This is a genomic window from Rubripirellula lacrimiformis (assembly GCF_007741535.1).
In the GTDB taxonomy this organism is placed as follows: Bacteria; Planctomycetota; Planctomycetia; order Pirellulales; family Pirellulaceae; genus Rubripirellula; species Rubripirellula lacrimiformis.
Genome location: NZ_CP036525.1, coordinates 6,309,867 through 6,336,512, shown reverse-complemented (window position 1 = coordinate 6,336,512; position 26,646 = coordinate 6,309,867). Strand labels below are relative to the sequence as shown.

Annotated in this window: 17 protein-coding genes; 10 read left to right on the top strand and 7 right to left on the bottom strand. The window is 57.8% G+C overall.

Annotation, left to right across the window (positions count from 1 at the left end; all coding sequences use genetic code 11):
* Nucleotides 1–503 precede the first annotated feature (503 nt).
* From K227x_RS22180 to K227x_RS22160, 5 genes are all read left to right on the top strand, one after another.
* On the top strand, nucleotides 504–2,927 hold the full coding sequence (locus K227x_RS22180) for a DEAD/DEAH box helicase (protein WP_246146039.1): 2,424 nt from the start codon (nucleotides 504–506) through the stop codon (nucleotides 2,925–2,927).
* Between the two features lie 223 nt (nucleotides 2,928–3,150).
* Nucleotides 3,151–4,647 (top strand): oligosaccharide flippase family protein, encoded by a 1,497-nt coding sequence (locus K227x_RS22175; RefSeq protein WP_145173010.1) that lies wholly within the window; start codon nucleotides 3,151–3,153, stop codon nucleotides 4,645–4,647.
* A 68-nt stretch (nucleotides 4,648–4,715) separates the two neighbouring features.
* The gene (locus K227x_RS22170; protein WP_145173008.1) at nucleotides 4,716–5,396 is read left to right on the top strand and encodes a hypothetical protein; all 681 of its coding nucleotides are present in this window, start codon (nucleotides 4,716–4,718) and stop codon (nucleotides 5,394–5,396) included.
* 76 nt (nucleotides 5,397–5,472) lie between these two features.
* Nucleotides 5,473–6,321, top strand: coding sequence for a sugar phosphate isomerase/epimerase family protein (locus tag K227x_RS22165; protein ID WP_145173006.1), 849 nt, complete (start codon nucleotides 5,473–5,475; stop codon nucleotides 6,319–6,321).
* On the top strand, nucleotides 6,318–6,665 hold the full coding sequence (locus K227x_RS22160; protein WP_145173004.1) for a histidine kinase: 348 nt from the start codon (nucleotides 6,318–6,320) through the stop codon (nucleotides 6,663–6,665). The genes K227x_RS22165 and K227x_RS22160 overlap by 4 nt, the downstream gene beginning before the upstream one ends.
* 69 nt (nucleotides 6,666–6,734) lie before the next feature.
* Here the strand turns inward: K227x_RS22160 and K227x_RS22155 are convergent, their stop codons facing one another.
* The gene (locus K227x_RS22155; protein WP_218933446.1) at nucleotides 6,735–7,442 is read right to left on the bottom strand and encodes a DUF1559 family PulG-like putative transporter; all 708 of its coding nucleotides are present in this window, start codon (nucleotides 7,440–7,442) and stop codon (nucleotides 6,735–6,737) included.
* Between the two features lie 348 nt (nucleotides 7,443–7,790).
* On the bottom strand, nucleotides 7,791–9,203 hold the full coding sequence (locus K227x_RS22150; protein WP_145173000.1) for a hypothetical protein: 1,413 nt from the start codon (nucleotides 9,201–9,203) through the stop codon (nucleotides 7,791–7,793).
* 407 nt (nucleotides 9,204–9,610) lie between these two features.
* Here K227x_RS22150 and K227x_RS22145 point away from each other — a divergent pair, with 407 nt between their 5' ends.
* The 4 genes from K227x_RS22145 (at nucleotide 9,611) to K227x_RS22130 (ending at nucleotide 17,287) form a co-directional block, all read left to right on the top strand.
* Nucleotides 9,611–10,921: a trans-sulfuration enzyme family protein gene (locus tag K227x_RS22145; RefSeq protein WP_246146038.1), complete on the top strand. Its 1,311-nt coding sequence runs from the start codon at nucleotides 9,611–9,613 to the stop codon at nucleotides 10,919–10,921.
* 138 nt (nucleotides 10,922–11,059) lie between these two features.
* A complete protein-coding gene (locus K227x_RS22140; RefSeq protein WP_145172998.1) occupies nucleotides 11,060–12,214 on the top strand; it encodes a trans-sulfuration enzyme family protein in 1,155 nt (384 codons plus the stop codon).
* Nucleotides 12,215–12,276: 62 nt separating this feature from the next.
* Entirely contained in the window at nucleotides 12,277–14,760 is a 2,484-nt protein-coding gene (locus tag K227x_RS22135; protein WP_218933445.1) for an efflux RND transporter permease subunit, read from the top strand.
* 298 nt (nucleotides 14,761–15,058) lie between these two features.
* Nucleotides 15,059–17,287, top strand: a complete 2,229-nt coding sequence (locus K227x_RS22130; RefSeq protein ID WP_145178282.1) for a protein kinase domain-containing protein — start codon at nucleotides 15,059–15,061, stop codon at nucleotides 17,285–17,287.
* Between the two features lie 125 nt (nucleotides 17,288–17,412).
* Here K227x_RS22130 and K227x_RS22125 read toward each other — a convergent pair whose 3' ends face one another.
* Both K227x_RS22125 and K227x_RS22120 read right to left on the bottom strand, forming a co-directional pair.
* Nucleotides 17,413–18,714 (bottom strand): aminotransferase class I/II-fold pyridoxal phosphate-dependent enzyme, encoded by a 1,302-nt coding sequence (locus tag K227x_RS22125; RefSeq protein ID WP_145172994.1) that lies wholly within the window; start codon nucleotides 18,712–18,714, stop codon nucleotides 17,413–17,415.
* A gap of 349 nt (nucleotides 18,715–19,063) precedes the next feature.
* Nucleotides 19,064–20,866: a peptidylprolyl isomerase gene (locus K227x_RS22120; RefSeq protein ID WP_246146037.1), complete on the bottom strand. Its 1,803-nt coding sequence runs from the start codon at nucleotides 20,864–20,866 to the stop codon at nucleotides 19,064–19,066.
* Between the two features lie 555 nt (nucleotides 20,867–21,421).
* Between K227x_RS22120 and K227x_RS22115 the strand changes: the two genes are divergently transcribed.
* A complete protein-coding gene (locus K227x_RS22115) occupies nucleotides 21,422–23,170 on the top strand; it encodes a S41 family peptidase (protein WP_246146036.1) in 1,749 nt (582 codons plus the stop codon).
* A gap of 184 nt (nucleotides 23,171–23,354) precedes the next feature.
* On the opposite strand, the gene K227x_RS22110 is transcribed toward K227x_RS22115, so the two are convergent.
* The 3 genes from K227x_RS22110 to K227x_RS22100 all read right to left on the bottom strand — a co-directional run bounded on the left by K227x_RS22110 (nucleotide 23,355) and on the right by K227x_RS22100 (nucleotide 26,377).
* Nucleotides 23,355–23,561, bottom strand: a complete 207-nt coding sequence (locus K227x_RS22110; protein WP_145172990.1) for a hypothetical protein — start codon at nucleotides 23,559–23,561, stop codon at nucleotides 23,355–23,357.
* 51 nt (nucleotides 23,562–23,612) lie between these two features.
* Nucleotides 23,613–25,994 (bottom strand): ferrous iron transport protein B, encoded by a 2,382-nt coding sequence (feoB, locus tag K227x_RS22105; protein WP_145172988.1) that lies wholly within the window; start codon nucleotides 25,992–25,994, stop codon nucleotides 23,613–23,615.
* Nucleotides 25,995–26,146: 152 nt separating this feature from the next.
* Entirely contained in the window at nucleotides 26,147–26,377 is a 231-nt protein-coding gene (locus tag K227x_RS22100; protein ID WP_218933444.1) for a FeoA family protein, read from the bottom strand.
* Between the last annotated feature and the right edge of the window lie 269 nt (nucleotides 26,378–26,646).

Genomic DNA, 26,646 nt, shown 5'->3' with positions numbered 1-26,646 from the left:
AAGCGTCGAGTCTTGGCGATCGTTCGTTGAACCGTCGATTTGAGTTTCTCCGGTTTGCCATGCGAAACGGAAGTGGTCGCCGCGCGGAACCGAGTCGGCGGGTTGCCGGATTATACCGCATACGATAGGCCGCCTTGCCCGATCAAATGGGCGCGTCAATTTTCGGCGGGATTCCGACTAAGGGGGCGTGGGGTCACCGTGTCTGGTCGCTGGGCTTTGCTTGACCGTCATAATGGGGGCTGGGCGAGCGGTCGATTGCCTCGAAATGCTGTGTTTGAGTTGTGAAAACCCCGTCTAGCACTTATTTTCTAGGCAGCCGCTCGCGTCTCTTCTGTGTCGATCACCTCGATACCCCAGCGGATTTTTTCCCACCCCGGTCAAAGCACTGCATGTCCTCTTCGTCGCCTACCTCCGAGATTCCCGCCCACTTCCCCCGCAACGGGCGTCGCGTCGTTCTTCGTCCTGCCGCTGACTCGGAAGTCTCGCGTCCTAGGAATCCGGTAGTGGCGACTTCAGCGATCGCTGAAACCGTCGAGCAATCTGTTCCTGCAGCACCGGTTGCAGTTGCACCAGTCGCCGAAACACCAGTCGCCGAAGCACCAGTTGCCGAAGCACCAGTTGCCGAAGCACCAGTTGCCGAAACACCAGTTGCCGAAACACCGGTTGCTCAAGCACCTGTCGCAGTAGCGCCAGTTGCGACCGAAGCACCTGTTGTCGCTCCAGCACCTGTCGCTCCAGCACCTGTTGCGACCGAGGCACCTGTCGACGCGGGACAACCGGCTGTCGCTGAGGTTCAAGTCGCTGAGGTTCAAGTCGCTCAGACGCCCGCTGCTGCGACTCCGGTTGCGGAAGTTCAGGCCACTGAAACTCCGGCAACCCCGTCGTCGCAGAGCGAAGATGTTTCGGTTTCGATCCAAGCGGAAGTCCAAGCGGATGCCGCGGAATTGAAGACTGTCGATCAAATGTTGGCCGAGTTGACCGCGGACGACAAACCCAAGAAGAAGAAAAAGAAGAAACAGCGTGCTGCCGAACTGGCTGCTGCGATCGATGGCGAAGGGAACGCCACCGACGACGCTGACGCCGAAGCCAATGCGACTTCCGGGGACGAGACCGCCGACGAAGCGATCGCGACGGAAAACACATTCGCGGGCATGGACCTGCCAGCGGCCGTCCAAGAAGCGATCGTGCGATCAGGCTATGTCACTCCATCGGACATCCAAGCGGCGATCATCCCGCCGATGTTGGCCGGACGCGACGTGGTTGCGCAGTCCCAAACCGGGTCTGGCAAAACAGCCGCTTTCGCACTGCCAATCCTGGCTCGATTGAAGGCCCGCTCGCCATCGCCGCAAGTTTTGGTGCTGGCCCCGACCCGCGAACTGGCTGTCCAGGTTGCCAAGTCGTTTGAAACCTACGCTGGCAACCTCAAGGGATTCTCGATCGCCGCGATCTATGGTGGTCAGGATTACGAACCACAACTTCGTCAATTGCGACGTGGTGTTTCTGTCGTTGTCGGAACACCCGGCCGAGTGATTGACCATGTGCGTCGCGGATCGCTATCGCTGGAACACCTGCGATGCTTGGTGCTGGACGAAGCCGACGAAATGCTGAACATGGGATTCCTGGAAGACGTCGAATTCGTCTTGCAGCAATGCCCCGCAGAGAAACAGGTCGCCTTGTTCTCGGCAACGATGCCTAACCCGATTCGCCGGATCGCCGATCAGCACCTGACCGATCCCCATACGGTCACCATCAGTTCCAAGACGATGACGGCCGATTCGATCAATCAGCGAGCGATCTATGCGACGCCGCGTGAAAAGATTGAACTGCTTCGTCGTCTGCTAGAAGTCGAAGAAGTCGACGGCGTGATCGTGTTCGCAAAGACGAAGGAATCGACCACCGTCGTCGCTGAAAAGCTTGTGCAAATGGGCTACAACGCCGCGGCCTTGAACGGCGACATGGCACAAAAGGCACGCGAACGTACCGTCGACCAACTAAAAAATGGTCGGCTGGACATCGTGGTCGCCACCGACGTTGCCGCACGTGGTTTGGACGTGCCGCGAATCAGTCACGTGATCAACTTTGATCTGCCACACGACAACGAATCTTACGTTCACCGGATCGGGCGAACCGGACGTGCTGGACGTAGCGGCGAAGCGATCATCTTTTTGACCAATGCCCAACGTGGCAAACTTCGATCGATCGAACGTCTGACCAACCAACAGATCCAGATCTGTGACTGGCCATCGACCGAAGACATCAACAACAAGCGAATCGAGCGGTTCAAGACCAAGATCACTCGCACGTTGGCCGATCGCGACGTGACGTTCTACGAAGACTTGATTGGCAAGTACGTCGAAGAAACCGGCACCTCGATCGAAAAGGTCGCCGCCGCACTGGCCGACCAAATCAATTCGGGGCGTCCATTCTTGGTCAAAGATCGTCCGAAAGCAGAACCACGATCCAAGCGTGGCGATTTTGACGATGCCCGTGGTGGTGATCGCCGCGAAAGCCGCAGCCGTGAATCCTACGGCGACGATCGTCCACCACGCCGCGTTGGCCCCGTCCGTCCAGGCATGCAGCGTTTCCGCGTCGAAGTCGGCCGTACCGATGGCGTCAAACCTGGCAACCTTGTCGGTGCGATCGCCAACGAAGCAGGGATCGAAAGCGAGTTCATCGGGCCGATCAGCATCCAGAACGACTTTACCACCGTCGATCTTCCCGAAGGCATGCCCAACGACATCTTCCAGACTCTGTCCAATACCTGGGTGATGGGCAAACAGCTTCGGATCAGCCGCGACACCGGCGGAGCCGGTCGTAGCTTTGGAAACCGTCATCAGGGCGGAAAGCCAAAGCCAGGCAAACACAAGCCGGGCAAGATGAAGAGCGGCAAACGATCGGGCGGCAATCCCAATCATTCCCAGGGCTAGTCGTTCTCTCCCGCTAGGACTGTCATTCGCACCCAAGGTGTGACTGCGTCCGCACCGGCGATGCCGCAAATCGGGTGGTCGGGTTTCCCCACCGGACCATCCGATACAACCGTCGCGCTCGAGTCAATCGGCAGCGAATTGTGGTCTGCGGGCCAAAAAGTTGTCCGCCCTAGCGGTCTGCTGTGCCAAATTTCATCAAGCCACCCTCGTTTGATGAACATCTGTGACCGACTCGAATTCTTCGTCTGAACAAAAATCCAGCTTCGTCGCCGACTCGCTCGCTGTCGGGATGGTGGTCATGCTTGCCATGACGATCGTGCAGCGCGGGTTAGGATTTTTCCGAGGCATTTGGTTCTGCCGTTTGCTGGACGATGCCGTCGTCGGTCAATGGTCGATGGCGTATGACTTCATCACGATGATCACTCCCGTGATGCTGCTGGGGATTCCCGGGTCGCTGCCTCGATACGTGGAACACTATCGCGTTCGTGGCCATCTTTCACCGCTGGTTCGACGGATGTTGACGGCTACCGTGATCCTGGGATCGGGGTTCTTTATTGCCATCATGTTGTTCCCCGATTTCTTTGGTTGGTTGGTGTTTCTTCAGCCGCAGGGGATGTCGCTGGTCTACAGCGTTGGTGTGGGCGTGGTGGCGATCGTTGCGTTCAACTTCGTTTACCAAATGGTTTCAGCGCTCCGCCAAGTTCGGGTCGCGTCGATCATGCAATTTGTCCAATCGGTGGCGTTCACCATCTTGGGTGTGGCTTGGCTAAGCCTAGCGGGCGGACTGACCGGATTGGTGTACGCCTTTGTCGCCGCAACCCTGTTGGCGATGGTTCCCGGAATGACATCGTTGGTTCGCGGTTGGGCCGGGTTGCCGGTCAGCGAAGAGCCATTCGAACCGTCGCCGATGTGGCGTCGGCTGATGCCCTATGCGGCTGCATTGTGGGCGATGAATTTGTTGTCCAACGTGTTCGCACTGTCCGACCGGTACATGATTTTGCACATGTTGCCCGGTGACGATCTGCAGACTCAAGCAGCCGTTGGCCAGTACCACAGTGGCCGTATCATCCCTGTATTGCTGATCAGTTTGGCAACGATGGTCAGCGGCGTTTTGATGCCTTATCTGACAGCCGATTGGGAAGCCGGCAACAAAGACAAAGTACGCGAAAGTTTACGCCGAATCCTCTTTGCAACATCAACACTGTTCACGGCCGGTGCAGCCTGTTCGCTCGTGTTGGCTCCATGGTTCTTTCGTGTGGTGCTAGAGAATCGCTACGCCGAGGGGCTGCAGATGATGCCCATGACGTTCGTGTTCTGCATCTGGGTGTCGCTGGCGACGATTGGCCAGGACTATTTATGGGTGGCCGAAAAGGGCAAATGGGTCGCGGTGTCGATCGCAGCCGGCTTGGCGGTGAACGTCGCGTTGAACTTTGTGCTGTTGCCGATGTGGGGACTGGAAGGTGCGGTTGTCGCGACCTTGGTCGCCAATGCGGTGGTGTTGGGTGCGTTGTGGATTGCGATGTCCAAGTTTGGTTACCGGTTGGATTTGACGACGTTCATCCTGTCGCTGTTGCCGGCCACGCTATTGGCGGGACCGTACATCGCGATGGCATGCGTCATGACCGCATGTGCAGGCAGCGTGCAGGTGCGGGCTTGGTGTGACGAAGGGATGGCTTACCTGACATTGCGACTTCGGCCGCAATCGACCCCCGGCTGCTGAACCGAGCCGCCTAGCCCAGGGCACAGCCCCGATGGTGGCACTTTCGGGTCCCGGTTAGGCTGGAAGGCATGAATTTTCTATGCCACGCGATTCCGTACTTTGATCAACCGCTGCTGGCGATTTCGACCGGGATACCGGATTGGATGAGCGTGGTGGATCGCAAGGTCCGCGCCCGTGGGAAATTGGCGGCGGTACACGCCGACAGTCCCGACACGGAATTGGCCCAGGTGGCCAGCGGCATCCTGCGTCACATCGCGGATGATCGTTGGTTCCACGGGACCGAAGCGTTCGTGGAAACGAATCTGCGTTTAGCGGTTCAATTGCGTGACCTGCTTCCCGGTGACACTGGTTTCCGCCCGATGTTCGTGGGTCACATCCTGATCGAAATGTTGTTGGATTCGTACTGGATCCGCGATGATCCCGAGATCGGTCATCGTTACTACCGGATGGTCGCCGACGCCGACCCGAACACCGTCCAGCGATGTGTGGTCGAAATCACGGGCAAACCCGTGGTGGCATTGGCCCCGCTGATCACGCGGTTTTGCGACACCGCGTTTCTGTATGACTATTCGGACCCCACCAAACTGCTGATGCGGCTGAACCAAGTGATGTCCCGGGTGGGGCTAAGCCAATTGCCCGAGTCGCTGGTAGACTGGCTCGCAGAAGCCGACAAGTTGGTAGAATCTCGCCGACAAAGAATGCTGACGCCACCGGACGGGACCGATCCGTTCGGTTTCGGCAGCGGCTAAGGATCGTGCACTAAAAACGTGTCCGCTTGGTCCTACGACAATCGAATATTTTTTCCTCTGAGAGAAAACAATCGCGATGAAATACGGAATGAACCTGCTGCTCTGGAGCGGCGAAGTAACAGACGAACTGCTGCCGGTTTGCGAACAGCTAAAGACAGCCGGTTTTGACGGCGTTGAACTGCCCATGTTCAACTTGGATCTGGACTACGCCAGCCTCGGCAAGCGATTGGATGACCTCGGCTTGGCTCGTACGGCGGTGACGATTCGCAACGAACCGGACAATCCGATTTCGCCCGACAAGAGCGTTCGTGATCTGGGCGTCCAGCTGACCAAGCAAACTCTGGATTGCTGTGCAGCCGCCGGTGTTGAAACCCTGGTTGGCCCTTACCATTCGGCGATCGGTATTTTCAGCGGTGCTGGTCCGACCGCCGATGAATGGAAATGGGGCGTCGAAAGCATGCAGCAAGTCGCCGAGCATGCTGCCAAGGTAGGTGTCCGTTTGGGCGTCGAAGCGCTCAACCGTTTCGAATGTTATTTCCTGAACACGCATGCCGATTCGACTCGCTTTGCTCGCGAAGTGAACAACGATTCGTGCGGCATCATGTACGACACGTTCCACTGCAACATCGAAGAAAAGAACGTCACCGAAGCCGTCAAAGCCGGTGGCGACAAGCTGTTTCACATTCACATCAGCGAGAATGATCGCAGCACACCGGGCACCGGCGCGATCCGCTGGGACGAAAACTTTGACGCCATCGTCGAAGTGGGCTACGACGGTTGGTTGGTGATCGAAGCCTTCGGGTTGTCACTTCCCGAGATCGCAGCGGCCACCAAGATCTGGCGTCGCATGTACAGCAGCGAAATGGACTTGGCGACCAACGGATTGAAGTTCATGCGTGGCGAAATCGAGAAGCGAAAAGCATGAACGCCGATGCCAACGACCGCGTCGTAATGCTGTCCGGTGATTTGATGTTCGGTTCGCGAGTAAAATCGTCAGCCGAACGGGCCGGATGGAAGTTTTATCTGGGCGGAAGATTACCGGATGGTGACCTCGACGACGTGCGATACGTGATCGTCGACCTAGCCACCCGCAGTGGCGTGGTCGATACGATCGTGGCACAGTGCGCCGATCGATGTGCGAATGCGAACCTGATCGCCTATGGTCCGCACGTGCACGTGGAGAAACTCAAGAAGGCTCGCGAAGCCGGCATCCCACGCGTGATCACCAACGGCCAATTCGACGCAATGCTGTCGACCATGTTCGACTAGTTTTTGCCGCCGTCGTTCTGGTTCGTCCCCGTCCAAGTTGGCCGAGGATCACATCAATCGGTGGCCACATCAATCGGTGGTCGAGGCAATTGCCTCGCCACCGTCTCGGGTGACCATGGCTTCGAAGACTTCGGACGAAAGGTCCGGTCCAACATCGCGAATGCTGCCGTCCCCCATCAACAGCAATGCGAATTGGTCTTGTCGCAGGGACCGGATCATTTCGTAAGCCTGTTCGGCGGTCAGATTTGCATTGGACGACCAAATGGCCTGTTGCCCCGGCAGCCAGACGGCCAGCAACGTTTCGGAAATCCCATCGGTCGCATCGGCGAATGTGACGGTGCGGTTCGGGGCAGGTGGGAACATGCCACGTGGGTCGACCACTGCAAAAACATTTGTTTTGCCGGGGTCGCCATCGGTGGCCTGGAACACGTCCGGTGGATCGATGGCAACCGCAAGATTCACGACGCTATCCCAGGCATGGTTGCGATCGTATCGGTCCCACTGCGAAGGGCCCTCGGCAAATTGCGAGATCGCGACTCGCCATCCGTGCCGTTGTTGCCCCGCGGTGTTCGCGGTCACCGTGAACGGCAATTGGTGGTACACAGCATGATAATTGTGGATGCCGAATCCAATCACTTTCAACCGATTGGATTCATTTCTCTTCATCGCGTCTAGATTGGATGTCGCTGGTGCCGGATCGACCAAGGGCAGCAGTCCGCCGCAAATCAACATTGCTGCAAACAGCGCCCCCATGACAATCCAAAAGGTTTGGCTCATCCGTCGGAAGGGTGCGCCGTACCCAGGGACGAGGTTTTCGGAGGAATTGCTCCGATGTCCGAAATTTGAGCCGACCATTTCGATGCGTTAGAATTGATTTGCCAAGTGAAGCGGAAGCGAGCTCTGCTGAGGAGCAACTTGCCAAGGAATAGCTTGGTCTCCGATGCGCCGAAGGTGCTTCGTGGCCCACCGGCATGCTCGCCATGCCGGTGGGGTGTTTTCAATAGGGACGCCATCCATCACTAAGCATTCGGACATCGGAGCATGCCTGCAAAAACCTCGGGCGCTCCCTTCCGACGGATGAGCCAAACGTTTTCCCATTTCGGAGACGGTGGGGCACACCGTCAATCACGATCCTTCGGCTTTGCGTTGGGCGGGAACTTCGAACATTTCCATCGGGCGTTTGAACTGGGCTCGGATTTTTGAGAGCGCTTTTTGGCGTGGCAATGGATCATCAACCGGGAAGCTAATGTCACCGCGAATGAAACCATAGGTCGGATGCTTTTGAACGCCGGGCATTCCGACATCGGAAAGTTTGACATCCATCAGAACGGCGATCGTCGCGATGGCTACATCACACACTTGAGCACGGACGCGTTGTCCATCAGCAAAGCCTTCGTCGGATGCTGCGCGCGTATCTTCCAGCAGTGGTTCGACATACACCACATGTTCACGGATACCGAACTTTGCGATCGCCTGCATCGCGGTGGCCAGGGTTTCAGGGTCGTCGGAATCGGCAAGCGTGGTGATCCCCAGTGTCAATGTGTCCTCGACGCCCCAGGACATTCCCATCAACAGCACATCAATTCTGCTGGTGGGGGTGCTGCGAATCATCCAACGTCCCAACAATGCTTTGAAAGCAGGAGATAACTGTGCATCGGCTCGAATCTGACTGGCCGCTTCCTTCTGCAGCGTGCTTAGCAGAACGCTTTCGTAGTTCGGCGTAATGGGCACCTTGGGATCCAACGTTGGCAATACCAAAGCGAAGGTGTCGCCTCGTGTTGGGAATTCGCGTTGCACAAAGATCCGTTGCTGAACAGCGACGATCGATTTTTCGAGTGCGACGACGCGTTCACGAGTGGACCCTTCTAGGGATGCCAGCACGTCCGGATGGTCGTTGGTCAGTTCGACAAAGATTTCTCGGATCGCACCGTTGTCCCCCAGCATCGATCGGAAGATGTCCCAACCCTGAAAACCAACGTCTTTACCCGCTAGAAAATCGTTGATGCGGGTATGCATGTCGTCGTGGGTCAACTGACGAACCACTTGGTTGATTCGCAGGCGAACTTCGGCGTCGCTGGTGTCGGCGGCGATTTTCCGAAGCGGTTCAACCGAACCAAGACCGAATGACATCAGTGCCGCGACCGCCCGTTCGCGGCGTGCAAATTCACCGCTGGCCAGATCGTCTGTCAGCCGAGTCAGTTCGCCAATCTGATCCTCGGTCAACTCGGGCAGCACCGCGTCGCTATCGTTTGGATCTTTCGGGTTGGCAAGTTCGGCTTCGGCCAAATCACCCAGTGCATCGGATTGGTTGTTGCCCGATTGCTGGTTACCGGATTGCTGGTTACCGGCGCCCGAGTCTGGCGAAGCGGGGCTCGCGGATGCTGGACGAAACTCTGGCTGCTGAGCCTTGATGTCCGAGGAATCCAGAACCAATGACGCGATTGCCAAGAATGCGAGGAAGCCGCCGGCCCAAGAGCCAACGATGGTGTGTCGGCGGATAGTGCCGATCGTCACTTGCAAACGATTACGAAGAATCAACGTGCTTCCTTTGGATGCGGCTCTGTTTCCACTGCGACAAAGAACAAGTGCATATAGTGGGCGTAGTCCCATTCTACACCTGCGGTGGTTGGCGAGGAAAGAGAAACAGGGCAGTCGGTGCATTCCAGGCACACTGTGGCGGTCTGCGGCAAGATGATCCCCCGCTAGGGACACCTTGGTGGCATCGACTTTGATGCCCAGGCCGGTCGGGCAGTCTTGGGAACGCTTGCCGATGTTCTCGATTGGCCGCCGTCGTCCCCGCAAAGGTCGTCGACCGGCGGCGAAATCAGTTGTCAATTATTCAAGTGGTGGCTAACCTTGAGTACTGACGCGGGCGAGACGTTTCGCCCAGACGCGTCCCGTTGAGGGATTTGCGGCCGATTGCAGCCTTTACCTGCTAAAGAGCCATGACAACAAAGATTACGACCAATCGAGATGCGGACCAACCGAGCCGCAATTCTAATTCCAGCGACGCCCATTGTGGCGACGACGCACCGCCGCCGGGTAGCCAGGCTAGCGTGGACCCGGCTTTGCGGCCGACCTTTGCCGACCGCGGGCTTTCGACACAGTGCGTGCACAGTGGCGAACTTCGGCAGAAACCCGAAGGATCGATCACGCAGCCGATCTTCACCGCGTCGACTTACACGTTTGCGTCCACCGACGACCTGCTGCGTTTTGTCCATGGCGAAGACCAGCGAGAAGAATATGGTCGCTATGGCAGTCCCAACGAAAAAAGTGTCGAAGCCAAACTAGCGGCCTTGGATAACGCCGAGGACGCGATTCTGTATTCGTCCGGAATGGCAGCCATCGTCGGGCTGCTGATGACCAAACTGAACTCGGGCGACGAGATCGTTTTCTTTGATCAGTGTTATCACCGCAGCCGCGAATTCTGTGCAAAAACGATGTCCCGCTTTGGCGTCGTCACTCACCAGGTTCCCACCGGCGATTTCGGTGCGATGGAAGCAGCCATCAACGATCGAACCAAGATTATCGTCAGCGAGTCGCCCACCAACCCGCACCTGACCTCGGTCGACCTCGAGAAATTCGTGGCGGTTGGCAAAGCCAACGAAGTCGAAACGCTGATCGATGCGACCTTGGCGACTCCTTACAACCTGCGTCCGATCGACTATGGCGTCGACTACGTGTGGCATTCGGCAACCAAGTACTTGGGCGGGCACAACGACCTGTTGGCTGGCACGATCGCCGGCAGCCGCGAATTGCTGGACCCTGTTCGCAAGATGCGCGGCGTACTGGGCAGCATCAATTCGGGCCACAACCTGTACCTGTTGGAACGAGGGCTGAAGACATTCGAATTGCGAATGCAGCGGCACAACCAGAATGGAATGGCGGTCGCAGAGTTTCTGGAATCTCACGATCGGGTGGAACGAGTCTATTACCCGGGACTGAAATCGCATCCGTCCCATTCGATTGCCGCAGCCCAAATGCGTGGCTTCGGCGGCTTGATCACGTTCACGGTCAAAGGTGCAGATTGGAAAGAAACTTCACGAGTGGTGGATGCCGCCAAGATCGCTCGAATCGCGCCTAGTTTGGGTGGCGTCGAATCGTTGATCGAACAGCCGCTGGTGATGAGCTATTACAACTGCACGCCCGAAGAACGCCAGCGTTTTGGAATTGCGGACAACATGATCCGTCTGTCCTGTGGAATCGAAGATACCGCAGATCTGATCAGCGATTTGAAACAGGCATTGGACGCTTAGGACAAAGCGGAAAACAATTGTCCGACCTCTTGGGTGCGATGCACCCGAAGGGCCGGTTCCCGGCGAATGGGGATGCGGACACTTTTTTCTGGCATGCTCCTCAACGAAACCGCTTTTCCTTCTACACATCCGATCTGAATGTCTGCCCGTAAACACTCCTTCCGAACTCGCGCCATTCATGTCGGCAACGCGATCGACCCGGCAACCGGCGCGGTGGTTCCGCCCATTCACCTTGCCAGCACGTTCAAGCAACCCGGCGCGGGGGAGTGGGGCGAATTCGACTATTCACGCAGCGGCAATCCAACGCGTTCGAATCTGCAGTCCACGCTAGCGTCGCTGGACGATGCTGCCGGCGCCTTGGCGTTTTCGTCAGGAATGGCAGCGATCCACTGTGTCACCATGATGCTCTCCAGCGGCGATCATGTCGTAGCAGGATGCGATCTGTACGGCGGTGCGTATCGATTGCTGCACAAGATCTGTAGTCGATCAGGGATCGAAGTAACCTTGGTCGACATGACGGATCTTGCTGCGGTCGACGCCGCGATCGGCCCCAAGACCCGATTGGTCTGGGGCGAAACGATCGGCAATCCGCGGATGACGATCATCGACTTGCCCGCGCTCGCCAAAATCGTCCATGCCAAGAACGCTCTGTTGGGCGTCGACAACACCTTCGGGACTCCGGCGCTGGTTCGTCCGATCGAACATGGCGTCGACATCGTGATGCATTCAGCCACCAAGTACTTGGGTGGGCATAGCGATTGTCTGGGCGGCACGTTGGCATCGGCAACCAAGGCGATCCACGATGAACTGTATTACATCCAGAACGCGACCGGTGCCGTCCTGGATCCGCTGAGTTGCCATCTGGTGGCACGCGGAATCAAAACGCTAGACCTTCGTGTCCGCGAACAGTCCGGTACGGCGCTGCAATTGGCAACGTGGCTGGAATCGCACCCGAAGGTCAAATCCGTTTTGTACCCTGGGTTGGAATCGCATCCACAGCACCAGCTGGCCAAACAGACATTGCAAGGCGGTTTCGGAGGGATGGTGACCTTTGAATTGGACGGATCGATCGAAGAAACCGCTCGGGTTTGCGAATCGACACGGCTGTTTCATCTAGCCGTCAGTCTGGGCGCGGTCGAATCGTTGATCGAACAACCGGCAACGATGTCGCACGCCAGCTATGACGCGGCGGATCGAGCCCGATTTGGGATCACCGACGGGTTGATCCGATTGTCGGTTGGACTGGAATCGTTCGACGACTTGCGTGACGACCTGACCGCTGCGATCGGTTAGTCGACGTGCAGCAACCAACGCATCGCCCCCAATCCAGCGACGAAATTGACCAAGGTACGAACATGATCAACGGCGAAGACCCGCTGCGACGGCGTTACCTTCGCCAGTTCAAAATCGGCATTGGCGTGTTGGTGTTGTTGGCGATTCCCGCCATCATCCATTCCCAGGCTGCCATCCACTCGTTGTTCAACCGGCCTGCGGACTGGGTGCCCGATTCGCTTCCGGAAAAAGCCGAATTCAACGACTTCCTTGCGCACTTTTCGGTCGCCGATTTGGTGATGGTTGGCTGGGAAGATTCGGATCTTGATTCAACGTCGTTGGCGACCGTGACTGCGATCCTGCAGCCACTTTGCATCGAAAGCTACGATGCCGAATCGGATGCAAGCACGATCGCGGAACTATCCGACGAGGCGGCCCAATGGATCGCCGCTGTTCGCTTGATGTGCGATACGCCGACGCCGCTTCACTGGGCCCAAAGCGGGACCGAGACGCTCGATCACTTGATGTCGTCGACCAGTTTGACGCGCGAGTCGGCCATCAAGCGATTGCAGGGCACGTTGATCGGACCGGATGCAAGCCAAACCTGTTTGGTGATTTCGTTGGACGAAGCGGGACTGACCAAACGACGTTTCCTGATCCCCGAAATTCGATTGATGGCGGCCAATGTCATCGGTCAGACGCCCCGGGAAATCGCGGTAGTCGGCGGTCCGTTCGAAGGCGCCGTCGTCGACACTGAAAGCATTCGGTCGATCCAAATGTTTTCGCCACCATCGGCGATTGTTGCCGCGATCCTGTGTCTGTTGTGTTTGCGTTCGATTCCTTTGACCGCATCGATCGTTGCGGTTGCCGTGATCGGCGAAGGACTCGTCCTAGCGGCGGTCTATTACACCGGCACACCGATGAACGCGGTGCTGATCGTGCTGCCGCCGCTTGTGTTCGTGCTGACCGTTTCGGCTGGCATCCACCTTAGCAATTACTACCTGGACATTGTCCACGAGTTTCCGGAAGTGTCGTTGTCGGATGCCGCCAAGCGTGCGATGCATGCCGGCATGGCGCCCTGTGCACTGGCCACCGGGACCACCGTGATCGGGCTCAGTTCGTTGATGCTGGTGCGATTGCAGCCGGTGCGTGTCTTCGGCGGCGTTGCATCGATTGGCGTCACGTTGACCTTGCTGTTGTTGTTTTTGATCCTGCCCGGTGCGATGGTGCTTACCAAACCACGGCGATCACGCACCCAAGGTGGATCCCCATTGCCGCCCGGATCCAATCATGGTTCCGCCGGCGGCCTTTGGGCATGGCGTGACCGGCTGCGAAGCAAGGCCGCGCAGTGGATGCGGCGACGGCTGACGCGACCGTGGCCGATGATCATCTTGTTTTTGACCGTGGCGGGCGGCTTGTCGATCGGGCTGGGACGACTGGAAAGCAGCGTCAATGTTCCGCGCATGTTTCTGCCCGACAGTGACATTCGTCAACAGTATGCGTGGTTTGAAAGTCACATTGGCCCGACGGTCAATGGCGAATTGTTGCTGACCTTCCCACCGCTTACCGAGGACGATGACCCGCTGCAAAGGTTGTCGACCGTCGCTCGCGCCCACTCCGCTGCGATCGCCCAAGACAGTGTCGGCGGCGCGCTTTCAGCGATGACTTTCGTCCCGCCCATTTCCAGCCGTCGGTCGTTGTCGGCTGCGGCCCAACGCAGCGTGGTACGCAAGTTGATCCGTGACCCGGAATCGTCGTTGGGCGAACTGGGATTCATTTCCCACAATCCGGATCGCGAAATTTGGCGGATCAGCGTTCGGATGCCTCAAAGCGAAGAAGACCAATTGGGGGAACAGATCGCCGGCTTAGAATCGGCCGTCCATCTTGCCATCGCCGACGCCAAGGTTCCGGCGAAGGTGTCGTTTTCGGGCGGCATCGTGATCGTTCACAAATCGCAAGAGGTGCTGCTGCGTGATCTGTTCCGCAGCTTCGTCGCAGCCTTTGGCGTGATTGCGATTGTGATGATGCTGATGCTTCGCAGCGTGGTCGGCGGACTGATCGCGATGATCCCCAACCTGTTTCCAACCGTCGCACTGTTCGGGCTGATGGGCCTGATCCGGTTGCCGCTGGACATCGGTTCGGTGATGTCGGCAAGCGTTGCATTGGGGATTGCGGTGGACGATACGGTGCACCTGTTGAGCCGATATGGGTCACGGCGGGCTCGCGGACTTGGCCAGATCCGGGCCGCGTTTGGAGCTCTATCGCAGTGTGGGTGGGCGATGTTCCAAACGACGCTGGTGTGCGGCACATCGCTGATGGCGTATTGGTTTAGTGACTTTGTGCCGACCAGTAATTTCTCGTTATTCATGTTCGGGTTGCTGGCCAGTGCCCTGTTGGGAGTCGTGTTCTTATTGCCGGCGATGATGTCCAGCGTGCTGGGCCGTTGGTTGGCCCATACGATCGGTGCCGATGCGTCGGCCAGCGTGTACGCCGATGGGCCCCCCAACCAAACGCCACCGTCGGACGTTCGCCGGCTGCCGCTGCATCACGAGCAAAAGCGAACCTAGCGATTTCGCAACCCGCGGGCAAATTCGGGGGTATCGACAGCCCGCCGATGCGCGATTGCCCCGGTTCCTGGGTGACGCAGCCGAGGCTATCGGCTGATTCAATCGGGACAATCGTCACAAACCAATCCAGGGCCTTGGCGATGCGTCAAACGACGATCTGCAAACGGCTGCATGATTGTCGATCGTGGTGTGGACGGGGTGCGATCGCTGCGTTTTGAATCCCGCCTGGGCCGCCAATGTGGGCTATAGTTCAACGTCTGCCGCGATGCCGTCTACCACGTACGTTCCAGTCGTCGCCATGTTTCCAGAATCCCCCCCACCGTCGCCCGCCGCTGTGGCTGCGCCGATTGGTCTGCTTGATTCGATCAACAACAATCCGCAATTGCGCCAGCGTTTGGGCGGAATGCCATCGGACGAAAAGACGATCACGCTATCGCCGGACATGCTGGACCAAGACGGGACTGGGCTGAACTGGCCGGCCGAGAGCATGATTTCGACCAAGGGTTCCTTGCTGGAAACGATGGAGCTATGCGCCGACCATTCGCCTGTGGGACTCCCCAGCGGTGGTGAATTGGCGGACCGGTCAACCGCTAGCGATGGGCTGTTCACCAACGTCGGTTTCGTTCCCCGGCGGGTGATCGCGAATGTCGGTAAAGGCAGCGGCACCGATGTTGATTACCGGATCGTTGGTCGGCTTGGTGCCGGCGGTACCGGGGTCGTCTTTCAGGCCCACCAACGGGCCGTCGATCGCGAAGTCGCCGTCAAGATGCTGCGTCAAGAATTGGCCGGCAAGCAACAATCACGCGAACGGTTCTTGGCCGAGGCACGTGTGATCGGTGGGCTGGATCACCCCAACGTGATCGCGTTGCACGAAGTCTATGCCGATCAAAATGGCGCGCTGTTCTATTCGATGAAACGCATCGATGGGACCAGTTGGGACAAACAGATTGGTGAACTGACCTTCGATCAGAACATTGAAACTCTGATGCGGATTGCCGATGCGATTCGCTATGCCCATTCACGTGGTCTGGTGCATCGCGACATCAAACCCGAAAACGTCATGCTGGGGCGATTCGGCGAAGTCTTGTTGGCAGATTGGGGATTGGCGATTCACTATCCACCGACCGCTGACGAGAGCCAGATGAGCGCGTCGATCGGTGGCACCCCAGCCTACATGGCGCCAGAACTTGCTTCGGCCGCCTCGGGCGACATCACCTTTCGAACGGACGTCTACCTGTTGGGAGCGATCCTGTACCAAATTCAAACCGGGCATCCACCGCACCGGGGCGAGACGCTGTTGCAGTGCATCGAAGCGGCGGCAAATAATGTGATCGTCCAAACGGAACAAGAAGGCGAATTGATGGACATCGCGATGAAAGCGATGGCGTCCAATCCAGCCGAGCGGTTCGAAGATGTGGACGCATTCATTGCCGCGATCAAGGACCAACGCACGCACGACCAAAGTGTTCGTTTGGTCCGGCGTGCGATCCGCCAAGTGACCCAGCCGGCCCCGACCGACAACGCCGATCCCTACAAAAACTATGGCATCGCCGACGCGTTGCTGGGCGAAGCGATCGAGATGTGGCCCGAGAATCCGAAGGCGCACGAGATTCGCAAGCGGCTGCAATTGGAGTTCGCTCGGATCGCGACCGAACGCGGCGACTATGACCTGGCCACCAACATCTATGAAGCGGCCGGTGAACTGGAATCGGACGAAGCCGTTATGGTCCAGTTCCATCGCATGCGGCGCGACGCAAGCCAGCAACAAGTATCACGGTACTCGGCACTGTTCACCTTTTCGCCCGATGCGGGACTGCTGGTGCAGATGTCGACCGAGAAAATCGTCGAAGCCAATCGAGCGTTCGCCAAACTGTTCGGTTACACGGGCGATCAGGTCGTCGGTGAACGGATCGGTGAATTGAACCTGTGGGTGTGTCCGCAGCGGCGTCAATTGATGGTCGACCGAATCAAACTGAACGGCCGAATCGATGACTTCGAAGCTCAGTTTCGGCACACCGACGGACATGTGATCGATGTCCTGATCGGTGCGCAGGTTGTCGAGGTCCAAAGCGAAAAGATGCTGGTTTCGACCATGCGAGACATCTCGCTGCGTAAGAAGGCCGAAAACGATCTGAAACAGAGTCGGTCGCGACTTCGCGACCTGCAGCGGATGGCCGGGCTGGCAACCTGGTCCTACGACGTTCGGTCAGGCGAACTTTCCTGGAACACCGAAGCGATTGAACTGGCCGGTCGCGATCGCGAGCAGGGCGCGCCGACCCGCGAAGAGTACATCGAAATGATCCATCCCGAGGATCGCGATCGGCTGAAAAACGCCATCAACTTGGCGTTGGAATCAGGGGCTGCGTACGAGATTTCGGTGCGGCAACAAAGCCGCGGATCGGAGTATCGGTACGTGTTGGTTCGCGGGCAGCCGATCTTTGACGAAGCCGGCAAGACGATCGAGATTTACGGCGTCGTGCTCGAACGCGCCCAACGCACGGTCGAGCGAACCAGCGATCGCGATTGATCGTTGCATCCGATCCGATCAGTCACGCGATCGGGCCGCCGCCCGGATGTGGGCTGGGGCCGCAATCGTCAGACCAGCGTTCGGTTGATTTGGCGATCGATCGATTTAGCGGTCGGTTTGACCGACTATTTGGCGGTTGCCGGAGCTGGGGTGAGGCACTTGCCGATTTGACGAACCGCTTGACGTAGCCGTTGTTCGTTTTCCACCAACGACATTCGTAGGTAGCCTTCGCCGGAAGCGCCGAATCCGCTGCCGGGGCTGACCGCGACGTTGCCTTCCTCTAGCAACTTCATCGCGAAGTCCATGGTCGACATCGCACTCTTCCATGGCTCGGGAATCTCGGCCCACACGAACATGCCTGCCTTGGGCGGATTGACGGTCCATCCCAAACGACGCAGACCGCTGACCAAAACATCGCGTCGACCTTGGTACACCAGGCTTTGCTTTTCGACGGCCGCTTCGGTTTCACGCAGCGCGACGATCGCGGCAATCTGGATCGCCTGGAACATGCCGTAATCGTAATAGCCCTTGATGGTTCCCAGCCCACGGATCATTTCCGCATTGCCGGCACAGAATCCGACTCGCCATCCGGCCATGTTGTAGCCCTTGCTCATCGTGGTGAACTCGACACCGACATCCTTGGCGCCATTGGCTGACAAGAAACTGGGTGGGACGTAACCGTCAAACGCGATATCGGCGTAGGCAAAGTCATGGATCACCATGAAACCATATCGTTTCGCTAGCCGAACCACTTCGACAAAGAAATCCGGTTCGATGACGGCTGTCGATGGATTGTGGGGATAGCAAACAATCAGAACCTTGGGCCGCGGCGCCATGTGTTCGCAGGTGTAGGCGACGTTCCGCAGAAACAGGTCTGGATCGGCAACGTCCAGCGACACCACATTTCCGGACGCCAAGATCACGCCGTACATGTGGACTGGGAAATAGGGCGACGGAATCATCGCGGTGTCGCCGGGCCCCATCAGCGCCAGGCACATGTGCGAGAACCCCTCTTTGCTGCCCAAGCAGGAAATGATCTCGTTCTCTGGATCCAGGCGGACGCCGTATTTGCGGTTGTACTTGCTGGCGACTTCACGGCGCAAGTTCGTGATCCCGTTGGACTTGCTGTACCCGTGATTGGTGGGATCGTGCGCAGCGGTGGTCAGTTTTTCGACGACCGTGTTTTCAGGCGGGTCCGAGGGATTGCCCATGCCCATATCGATCACGTCATCGCCGGCGCGACGTTTCTGATACAGCAAATTGTTGATCCGACCGAACATGTACGGCGGCAACCGATCGACACGCGAGGCAAACTTGACGGCAAACGGCTCCGGTACCGGGTCGGTGATCGGCATATCGATCGCCGGGGCATCAATATTGGGCGTATCGGAGAATTGGTTCGGTTCGTTTTCGCGGTTTTCGGTCATGTCAGGATCAGGGGGGGCTCGAAGGCAACGACTCCTCAACAGCGGAGTCTGACAGATATTCTCGACCAGACACCAAATCTAGCCCAGGGGTAAGCGGCGAAAGTCACCACGTTTTTTCAGGCCCGATCGTCGCACCGGCCGCCACACGATTGGAATTTGGATCATCCGGGGTCGTTTGGCGGCGGCATCCGGGCGGTCGGTTGGAACGAAAAGAAGCCTCGGCACGCTGGGTACCGAGGCTTCCAAAATCAGCATTGGGGTCCGCCCGGGTCGGTCCTTTCGTTTCCCGGCAATGGTGATTGCACGATGAAACGCTGGTAAGCCGGTGGAAGTGGACCGTTTGGCCCCGTTAACGTGTCTTCGATTCGCGAGGCACGTTGGCGGTGGCGGCAAGAAAGTTATCGATTTCGGCCGTGGTGCGAAGCGATTCGATCTTTTTGGCCATCAAACGACGCATCTTCTTTTCGGTCAGGTCTCGTACCAATTCGGATTGGACAGCCGATCGATCGGTCACGACGGGTTCGGTGAACCCCTGGCAACGCATGATGATGTATTTGCCACCGGTCGCGACGATACCGCTTAGTTGTCCCGGTTTCAGCGAAAACGCTTCCTTTTCGACAGCCGGTTGTCCGCCATATTTTCGGATCGGTGGAACCTTGCCCATGTTGCTCGATGACACAGGTTCGACGCTGTACTGTTCAGCCAGTCGGCCAAAGAAGTCTTCGGTCGGGTTGTCGCGAGCCATTTCCCAGATCTTCTGGGCACTTCGTTGGTCCGACAAAACGCAGGCCAGGATTTCAACTCGCGGCCCATAGGCGGATTCGAACCCCTCTTGAAGGTCGGATTCGCTGAGTTGCATTTCGTCTTCGACCAATTTGGTCAGAGCCACGCTGGGCCAAACCGAGTCGGCCATGTAGACGCTGCGGGTGACGTTGCCGCCTTCTAAAACTTGGTTCATCCAACTTTCGGCGTCCGGCGTTCCGTCACCACGGACGATGCCATAGCTGATCGCGGCGCGGTCGATTTCATTTTGCAGGTCGGCATCGGTCACCTGTTTGCCAGCTTTGCGAAGCGCTTGTGTCAGCAGTTTGCGATTGATTTCGCCGTCCAGCACTTCTTCGCCGTGGCGTTTGATGCATTCTTCGCCGATCAAGCTGAGCGTGATTTGCTCGCCATTGATGATCGCACCGGCACCGGGATACTGTTGTTCCAGTTCGGGGTTCCCCAGCACCTTGATGACGTTGGCTTCCTGTTGCAGCTTGGCGAACAGTTCGGATGCTGCCGAACGCATCTTTTCGTCGCGAATCCGGTCGCTGATCTGTTCGCGGATCGCTGGCAATGCTTGCGGGCTTGGCGTCATGGCTGGAATGCGGCGAACGGCCTGCAAGAAAATCCACTGATCGCCCAGTTCCAGAACTTCGGAAACGTCGCCGTCTTTGAGTGAAAACGCGGCTTCTTCTAATCGCGAATCACCGCTGTAGCGACGAATCGGTGGAATCAGACCGCCAACGCTGGCGCTGGCTTCGTCTTCGCTGAACTGTTTGGCGAGTGAGCTGAATTGGCTGGGGTCCGCTTTTGCACGGGCCTGCAGTTGTCGGATTTTCGCTTCATCGTCGCTCATGATCAAACGGCATTTGGCCGCTTCACCGAACTGAGCCACGAAAGCGTGATTGAATTCTTCTTGAGTGACTTCGACTTTTTCGGCGACCAACCGACGCAGCGCCAGCATGGGCCAGATGATTTCCCGGCTGTACTGGTTCGGATCGATGTTTCGTTCTTCTTGCAACAGTTTCAGGTAGGCATCCATCGACAGTCCAAACTTCGATGCCAAGCGACGGATTTCGTCGGTGACTTCGGCCTTGGTGACTTCGATGCCATTGTGTTGGCAAGCCTGCATGATCAGGTGACGGTTGATCATGTTGTCGATCACTTCGGTGCCATAGCGTTGGACCGACTGTGCCGACAGCGTGTTGCGGGTGATCGGGTCTGCGTTGACGACCGCGACCACGTTGCTAGGCGAATCAGCGACCGCCTTCGCGGGCATGGCGATGGCCAAGGATCCTACTGCGATGGCGGCGGACAGGGCGCAAGCGCAAGGTAAACGCAACATTTGGGTCATCAATGGACGTTGGCGGGCGGGGGTCACAGGCATCGTCGGTCACTCCTTTGAACCGAAGGTGGGATTCGATAGTGGCGACATTAGAAAAATTTCGAGTTTCACTCAAGTTCAATCCTGCCAGCCGCCGATTACCGGCCCCCGCATCCGGTCCGGCGGCCGTGGAACACCGCGAATCGCCGCAGTGGGGGCCCCCAAGAGTTGCCCGTCACATGGACACGGCCTATCGTGAAATCGACGCCGCGGCTTGCTTGATGCGAGCCGTGATCCGCGCTGGGAAGCGCTGCGGTGTGAGCCTACCGAGACGAAGACCCCATTCGTTTCTGAACCTCACCCGATTCGAGCAAAACTTTTTTTGGTTCATTTGCTCGGATCACCGGAACAACCAGAGTGATTGTCCTGCGACTTTGTCGGCTTGGACGGTCGCACCTAATTTTCCGGGATACCGCCAGATTGGTTTTTTGACCAGGCATGCTTTGTGACCTATGTTTCCGTGGCCAAGCCTCCAGCATCATTCGCTCGGCCGCGAAACGAGTGCGACTCCCCTTGCACTTGTGAGCCTTCCCAACGATGCCGATGGATTTTTCGCGCATGGATCTTGTCGCCAACCTCGCCGGTCAATCGCTTGCACACCCTCGTTCATTCGTGCGGCGGACTGTTCTATTATTCTGTTCATCGTTCTTGACCGCAGGCATCGCCTCGGCTCAGGCACCGGTCGACGTGGATTCATGGCAACCGCGAAACGCTGCCCCTACCGTTGTGGCAAAGGAAGCGATCGCGTTTGATTCGGCTCCTGCACCGATCGACGGCGAAACCGCCGCGTTGGTCAAAGGCCGCGAACTGGAAAGCAATCGGATGTGGGGCGATGCGATTCGCCACTACGAGAAAACGTCGCGTCAGTTCCCTGAAAGCACATCGCTGTATCAGCGAATGGTGATCAGTCGACTGCACCACGACGTCAACCGCCGATTCAGCGACCAAAGCTACCTCGCTTCGGTTCGTGAATTGAGCACATCGCAGGCCTTGGATGTGTACTCGGAAATCCTTGCCAACCTGCAGACGCACTACGTCGAAAACGTCGATTGGGCACGTGTCCAAATTCACGGAACCGCGGCCTTGGAAGTCGCATTGGTCGAAGACAAGTTCGTCGATCGTTTGCTGCCCAATGCCGATCCAGCCAAGGTGGAAGCGTTTCGTCAATCGATCCATCATCAATTGCAGGGTCGCAGCACGGCAACACGCTTCGATCTGCGTGCAAGTGCCGCCTTTGTCGCTGCACGAGCCGAAGACGAATTGGGCCTGTCCGGAACCGCCACTGTGTTGGAATTCCTAAGTGGTGCGGTGTCGACATTGGACCCCTACACTCGCTTGCTTTCGCCCAGCCAGTTGGACGAAATGTTCTCGAACATCGAAGGCAACTTTGTCGGTCTGGGTTTGGAACTGAAAGCCAAAGACGACTACCTGCAAATTTTGTCGGTGATCGAAAAGGGACCGGCCGAGGAAATGGGCATCCGGGGTGGCGAACGAATCATCGCTGTTGATGGTGTCCGAACCGACGTCGAAGAACCCGTCTACGTGGCTGACTTGCTGCGAGGCCCCGAGAACAGTTTTGCCATGATCATGGTGGCCAACACCGATGGCGTGACCCGCGAAGTTCGGGTTCCCCGTCGCCGCGTGGAAGTCCCCTGTGTCGAAAACGTGCACTTCGTCGACCCGGTCAACCGAGTGGGTTACCTGCGTCTGACGAACTTCCAGAAAACAACGACGCGAGACATCGAACGAGCCCTGTGGGATCTGCACCGTCAAAAGATGCGGTCACTGATCATCGACGTTCGTGGCAATCCCGGTGGCCTGTTGTCCGCCGCCGTGGAAGTCGCTGACCGTTTCCTCAGCGATGGCCGAATCCTGACCACTCGTGGACGAAACGTCCGCGAAAACTTTGACTACGCCGCCCACCGTCCCAACACCTGGAACGTTCCCCTAGCTGTCTTGATCGACGGTGGCAGTGCCAGTGCAAGTGAAATCTTTGCCGGTGCGATCGCCGATAGCGGACGAGGCATCATCGTGGGGGAAACCAGTTACGGCAAAGGCAGTGTGCAAGGAATCTTTCGAATGCAGTCGGCCAAGTTTGGTTTGTGTCTAACCACCGCCAAGTTCTATTCGCCCAGCGGACGAGCAATCAGTCACAACGGTGTGGTTCCGACCGTCCCCGTCGCGTCGACTCACATCGCCGCCCGACCGGACGACGAGGGCCGCTTGGTCCAAGACAACGAAGACGCGGTGCTGCAAAAAGCCGCCGAGCAGCTTAGCGGTCGCAACATGATCAGCCGCCTACCGTAGCGGATACGGTCCCGAGAACGGGACCGAGGCGAAATCCGGTGCAGAGACACCGGGCAGAGACACTGATGCCGGGATGTTGATGCCGAGCCCGAGACTATGAATGATGCCGATCCCGATATGGTGTGCCGGCATCGGATGCCGCTGGCAGAATCGCGGCCGCCCATCGCTTGAACGACATGATCAGCTAATCGTCTTTGTTCAGTTTCTCTCGTGTTCCAAGTTGCACCAACGGTGCCTTGTCTTTGGTCGTTTCAGGATTGCGGGAACAGCTTCCGCAACTGCGGGAACCGCCGCCGCGAAGCCCGCTGGCCACCGTCAACCAGATCTGGCGCAACAGCCATCCGGCTGCCACGGCAACGACGAAGCCAACAATGATCGATTGAATGTCCATGGAACTGTAGTGGGAAACCTGATGACTGCATCACGACGCCATCCGCAGACGTCAAAACAACCGGGACCCGACTTGGTAGGTGACCAGTGCACCCACATAGGCCAGCACCGTCATGTAAGTGAAACTGAAGATCGGCCAGAACCAAGAATTCGTTTCGCGGCGAATCACCAGCAGCGTGCTGACGCACTGGGCACACAAGGCAAAGAACACCATCACCGACAACGCGACCGGGATCGAATAGACCGGTGATCCATCGGGATGCGTCGACGCCCGCATTGCACCGGCCAAACCTTCTTCGTCCGGATCGCCACCAAGCGAATAGATCGTGCCCAGAGTGGCGATGATCACTTCGCGAGCCGGAAAACTCGCCAACGCACCAACGCCGATCTTCCAGTCCCATCCCAGCGGACGGACCACCGGTTCAATCGCATGTCCTACCCGCCCCAGCGAACTGCCCTCTAGCAGTCCCGCGCTTACAATTTGCAATTCAGATTGGACCGATTCCAATTCGGTCGTCATTGCGTTGATCGCTGCGACGTCTTCAACCGCATCTTGATCGTCATCACCCGTCGCCGCTTCCAATCGGGCTTCCAGCGATTCCTGTTGAGTTTCCAACGCGTATTGACGCGAATGATCGCCCGGCCAATAGCCGGCAAACCAGATCAAGATCGAAGCTGCAAAGATCAGCGTTCCGGCTCGGATCACAAATGCTTTGCTGGCCTCCCAGACCCGTGAAAACACGACTCGCATCGACGGGATTTTGTATTCGGGAAGTTCCAGCACGAACGGTGCTACTTCGCCTCGCAAGATCGTCTTCTTCAAAATCCATGCTACCGGGATCGCCGTCACGACGCCGACCAAGTACATCGCCATCAAGACCAGTGCCGGCAACGACAACCACCCGCCAAGCACGCCGGTGGCCGGGATGAAAGCACCGATCAACAGCAGATACACCGGCAGCCGAGCACTGCAGCTCATCAACGGTGCCACCATGATCGTCGCCAATCGATCGCGCCGGTTTTCGATCACGCGAGTCGCCATCACACCGGGCACCGCACAGGCAAACGAGCTCATCATCGGCAGAAACGACTTGCCGCTTAATCCGAACATGGCCATCACGCGGTCGACCAAGAACGCTGCTCGCGCCATGTAACCGCAGTCCTCTAGGACCGCCAAAAAGAAAAACAACAAGGCGATCTGCGGCAGGAAAATCAATACGCCGCCGACTCCAGCGATCACGCCATCGGTGATCAAACTGCGCAGGATGCCAGGCGCCATCCACGACGTGACCAAGTCCGTCACCCATCCCGAACATCCGTCGATGATGTCCATCGGCCACGAAGCCAAGACATAAATCGATTGAAAGATCAGGAACATGACAGCCGCAAACAGGAACATCCCGGCCAAGCGATTGGTCAGCACCGCATCCAACCAATCGGTCGCCGACGACGATCCTTGGCCCGATTGGCCCAAGACGCCGTTTAGTTTTTCGCGAGCCCACGCGTAGCGAGCGTTGCATTCCATGTCGGTCGGGTCGCCAATTTCATCGGCAACCTTTTGCCGGGCGGCCGACAAAACCGGCAGCACACCGCCACCGAGTTCCCGGATCGATCGTCGCTCGGATTCGCCGCCCCGGTCCAGCAGCATCCGTTGAATCAGATAATCGTCGGGAAGGCTTGGCATGCCCGGACGGGTCGAATTGCCGGACTGGCCGCCGGATTCACCGCTTGCGGAAACACTGATGCAAGAATGCTGTAGCAATCCTTCCCGCAGCTCGTCGCAAATTTTGTAGAAGTTTTTCGGCAGCGTCTGTTCGCGGTGGATGTGGGCTGTTTGACCCGTGGGCGAATCCGACAGATGACGCTCGATCGCCTGTTTCAGTTCTGTGATTCCGCGTCGTTTGGAAGCCGACGTGGGAATGACTTCGACCCCTAATTGCTTGGACAGCCGTTCCACGTCGATGGTGATCCCGCGTGCCGAGGCCGCGTCGATCATGTTCAGTGCGATGATCGTCGGCTTGCCCAGTTCCAATAGCTGGCTGACCAGGAACAGGTTGCGTTGAAGTTGGACCGAATTGACCACACAAACGACCACCTCGACCGGCGGTTCGTTGACCAAGTCGTCTGTCAGCACTTCTACCGCGACCAGTTCGTCGGGCGAACGCGGGGCCAACGAATAGGTGCCCGGCAAATCGACCAAGTCGATTTTGCGAGACTGCAAAGTGCATCGCCCGACCTTCTTTTCGATCGTGACGCCGGCATAGTTGCCGGTGCGCACGTGCAATCCGGCTAGCGCATTGAATAGCGTGCTTTTGCCCGTGTTGGGGTTTCCCACCAGCGCGACTCGGGCGATTCGGTCACCGAGTTTGCTGCCGTCTTCCTGGCCGGGACCGGCCGATTCACTCGAACGGGAGTCTTCCGAGGCTGTGGCCATGGAACGCATGCGGCCACGTCAGCGGCCCCTTCACGAGAAAGTTGCCCTGAAAAACACGCCTCGTTCCAAGCGCCTGCGAAACGGGCGCCGAGCGAAGAATGCAGGAGGGTGTTGGGGTGGGAAAATGGTGGGCGGGGAAACCAAGGTCGGGGTTAACCGATCGGTTGGACCTGTACCCGACGTGCCTCGCCGCTGCGGACTGCAATCCGACAACCTTGGATCGAACACTTCACCGGGTCACCAAGCGGTGCGCGACGCAGATATTCGACCGATTCGCCGGGGATGAATCCCATCTCGCGAAGTCGCGACGCGATCCCATCGACACCGTCGATGCGAACGATCTCTCCACATTGGCCCGGCAACAGCTGATCTAAGGTCGTCAAGGTTTCGTTTCCTTTGTTGAGAATCAGTCTCATCAAGTGCAATTCTGGCCACATCGACGCCGTTTGTCAAGGTATCCAGCCAAGATCGCGGATGTCGCCCGAGGGGGCAGCAGGCGGTGATTGCGAGACCGATTTCGACCGGACCAGAACTGGGCTGGATCGATTGGGTAGGGATTCGCTAGGCTCGTCGTTGGAAAAGATAAGCGCGGACAAGATCCGTTCTTATCGCAAAATAGGATCAAAGACCTGGGCCTTCGTCGTGTTTGCCG

Excerpts from the sequence above, each read along its gene's own strand:
- K227x_RS22120 (WP_246146037.1), bottom strand. The coding sequence starts at position 20,866 with ATGCCTGTGACCCCCGCCCGCCAACGTCCATTGATGACCCAAATGTTG.
- K227x_RS22155 (WP_218933446.1), bottom strand. The coding sequence starts at position 7,442 with ATGAGCCAAACCTTTTGGATTGTCATGGGGGCGCTGTTTGCAGCAATG.
- K227x_RS22125 (WP_145172994.1), bottom strand. The coding sequence starts at position 18,714 with ATGACCGAAAACCGCGAAAACGAACCGAACCAATTCTCCGATACGCCC.
- K227x_RS22140 (WP_145172998.1), top strand. The coding sequence starts at position 11,060 with ATGTCTGCCCGTAAACACTCCTTCCGAACTCGCGCCATTCATGTCGGC.
- K227x_RS22135 (WP_218933445.1), top strand. The coding sequence starts at position 12,277 with ATGATCAACGGCGAAGACCCGCTGCGACGGCGTTACCTTCGCCAGTTC.
- K227x_RS22130 (WP_145178282.1), top strand. The coding sequence starts at position 15,059 with ATGTTTCCAGAATCCCCCCCACCGTCGCCCGCCGCTGTGGCTGCGCCG.
- feoB (WP_145172988.1), bottom strand. The coding sequence starts at position 25,994 with ATGGCCACAGCCTCGGAAGACTCCCGTTCGAGTGAATCGGCCGGTCCC.
- K227x_RS22165 (WP_145173006.1), top strand. The coding sequence starts at position 5,473 with ATGAAATACGGAATGAACCTGCTGCTCTGGAGCGGCGAAGTAACAGAC.
- K227x_RS22145 (WP_246146038.1), top strand. The coding sequence starts at position 9,611 with ATGACAACAAAGATTACGACCAATCGAGATGCGGACCAACCGAGCCGC.
- K227x_RS22115 (WP_246146036.1), top strand. The coding sequence starts at position 21,422 with ATGGATCTTGTCGCCAACCTCGCCGGTCAATCGCTTGCACACCCTCGT.
- K227x_RS22110 (WP_145172990.1), bottom strand. The coding sequence starts at position 23,561 with ATGGACATTCAATCGATCATTGTTGGCTTCGTCGTTGCCGTGGCAGCC.
- K227x_RS22170 (WP_145173008.1), top strand. The coding sequence starts at position 4,716 with ATGAATTTTCTATGCCACGCGATTCCGTACTTTGATCAACCGCTGCTG.
- K227x_RS22160 (WP_145173004.1), top strand. The coding sequence starts at position 6,318 with ATGAACGCCGATGCCAACGACCGCGTCGTAATGCTGTCCGGTGATTTG.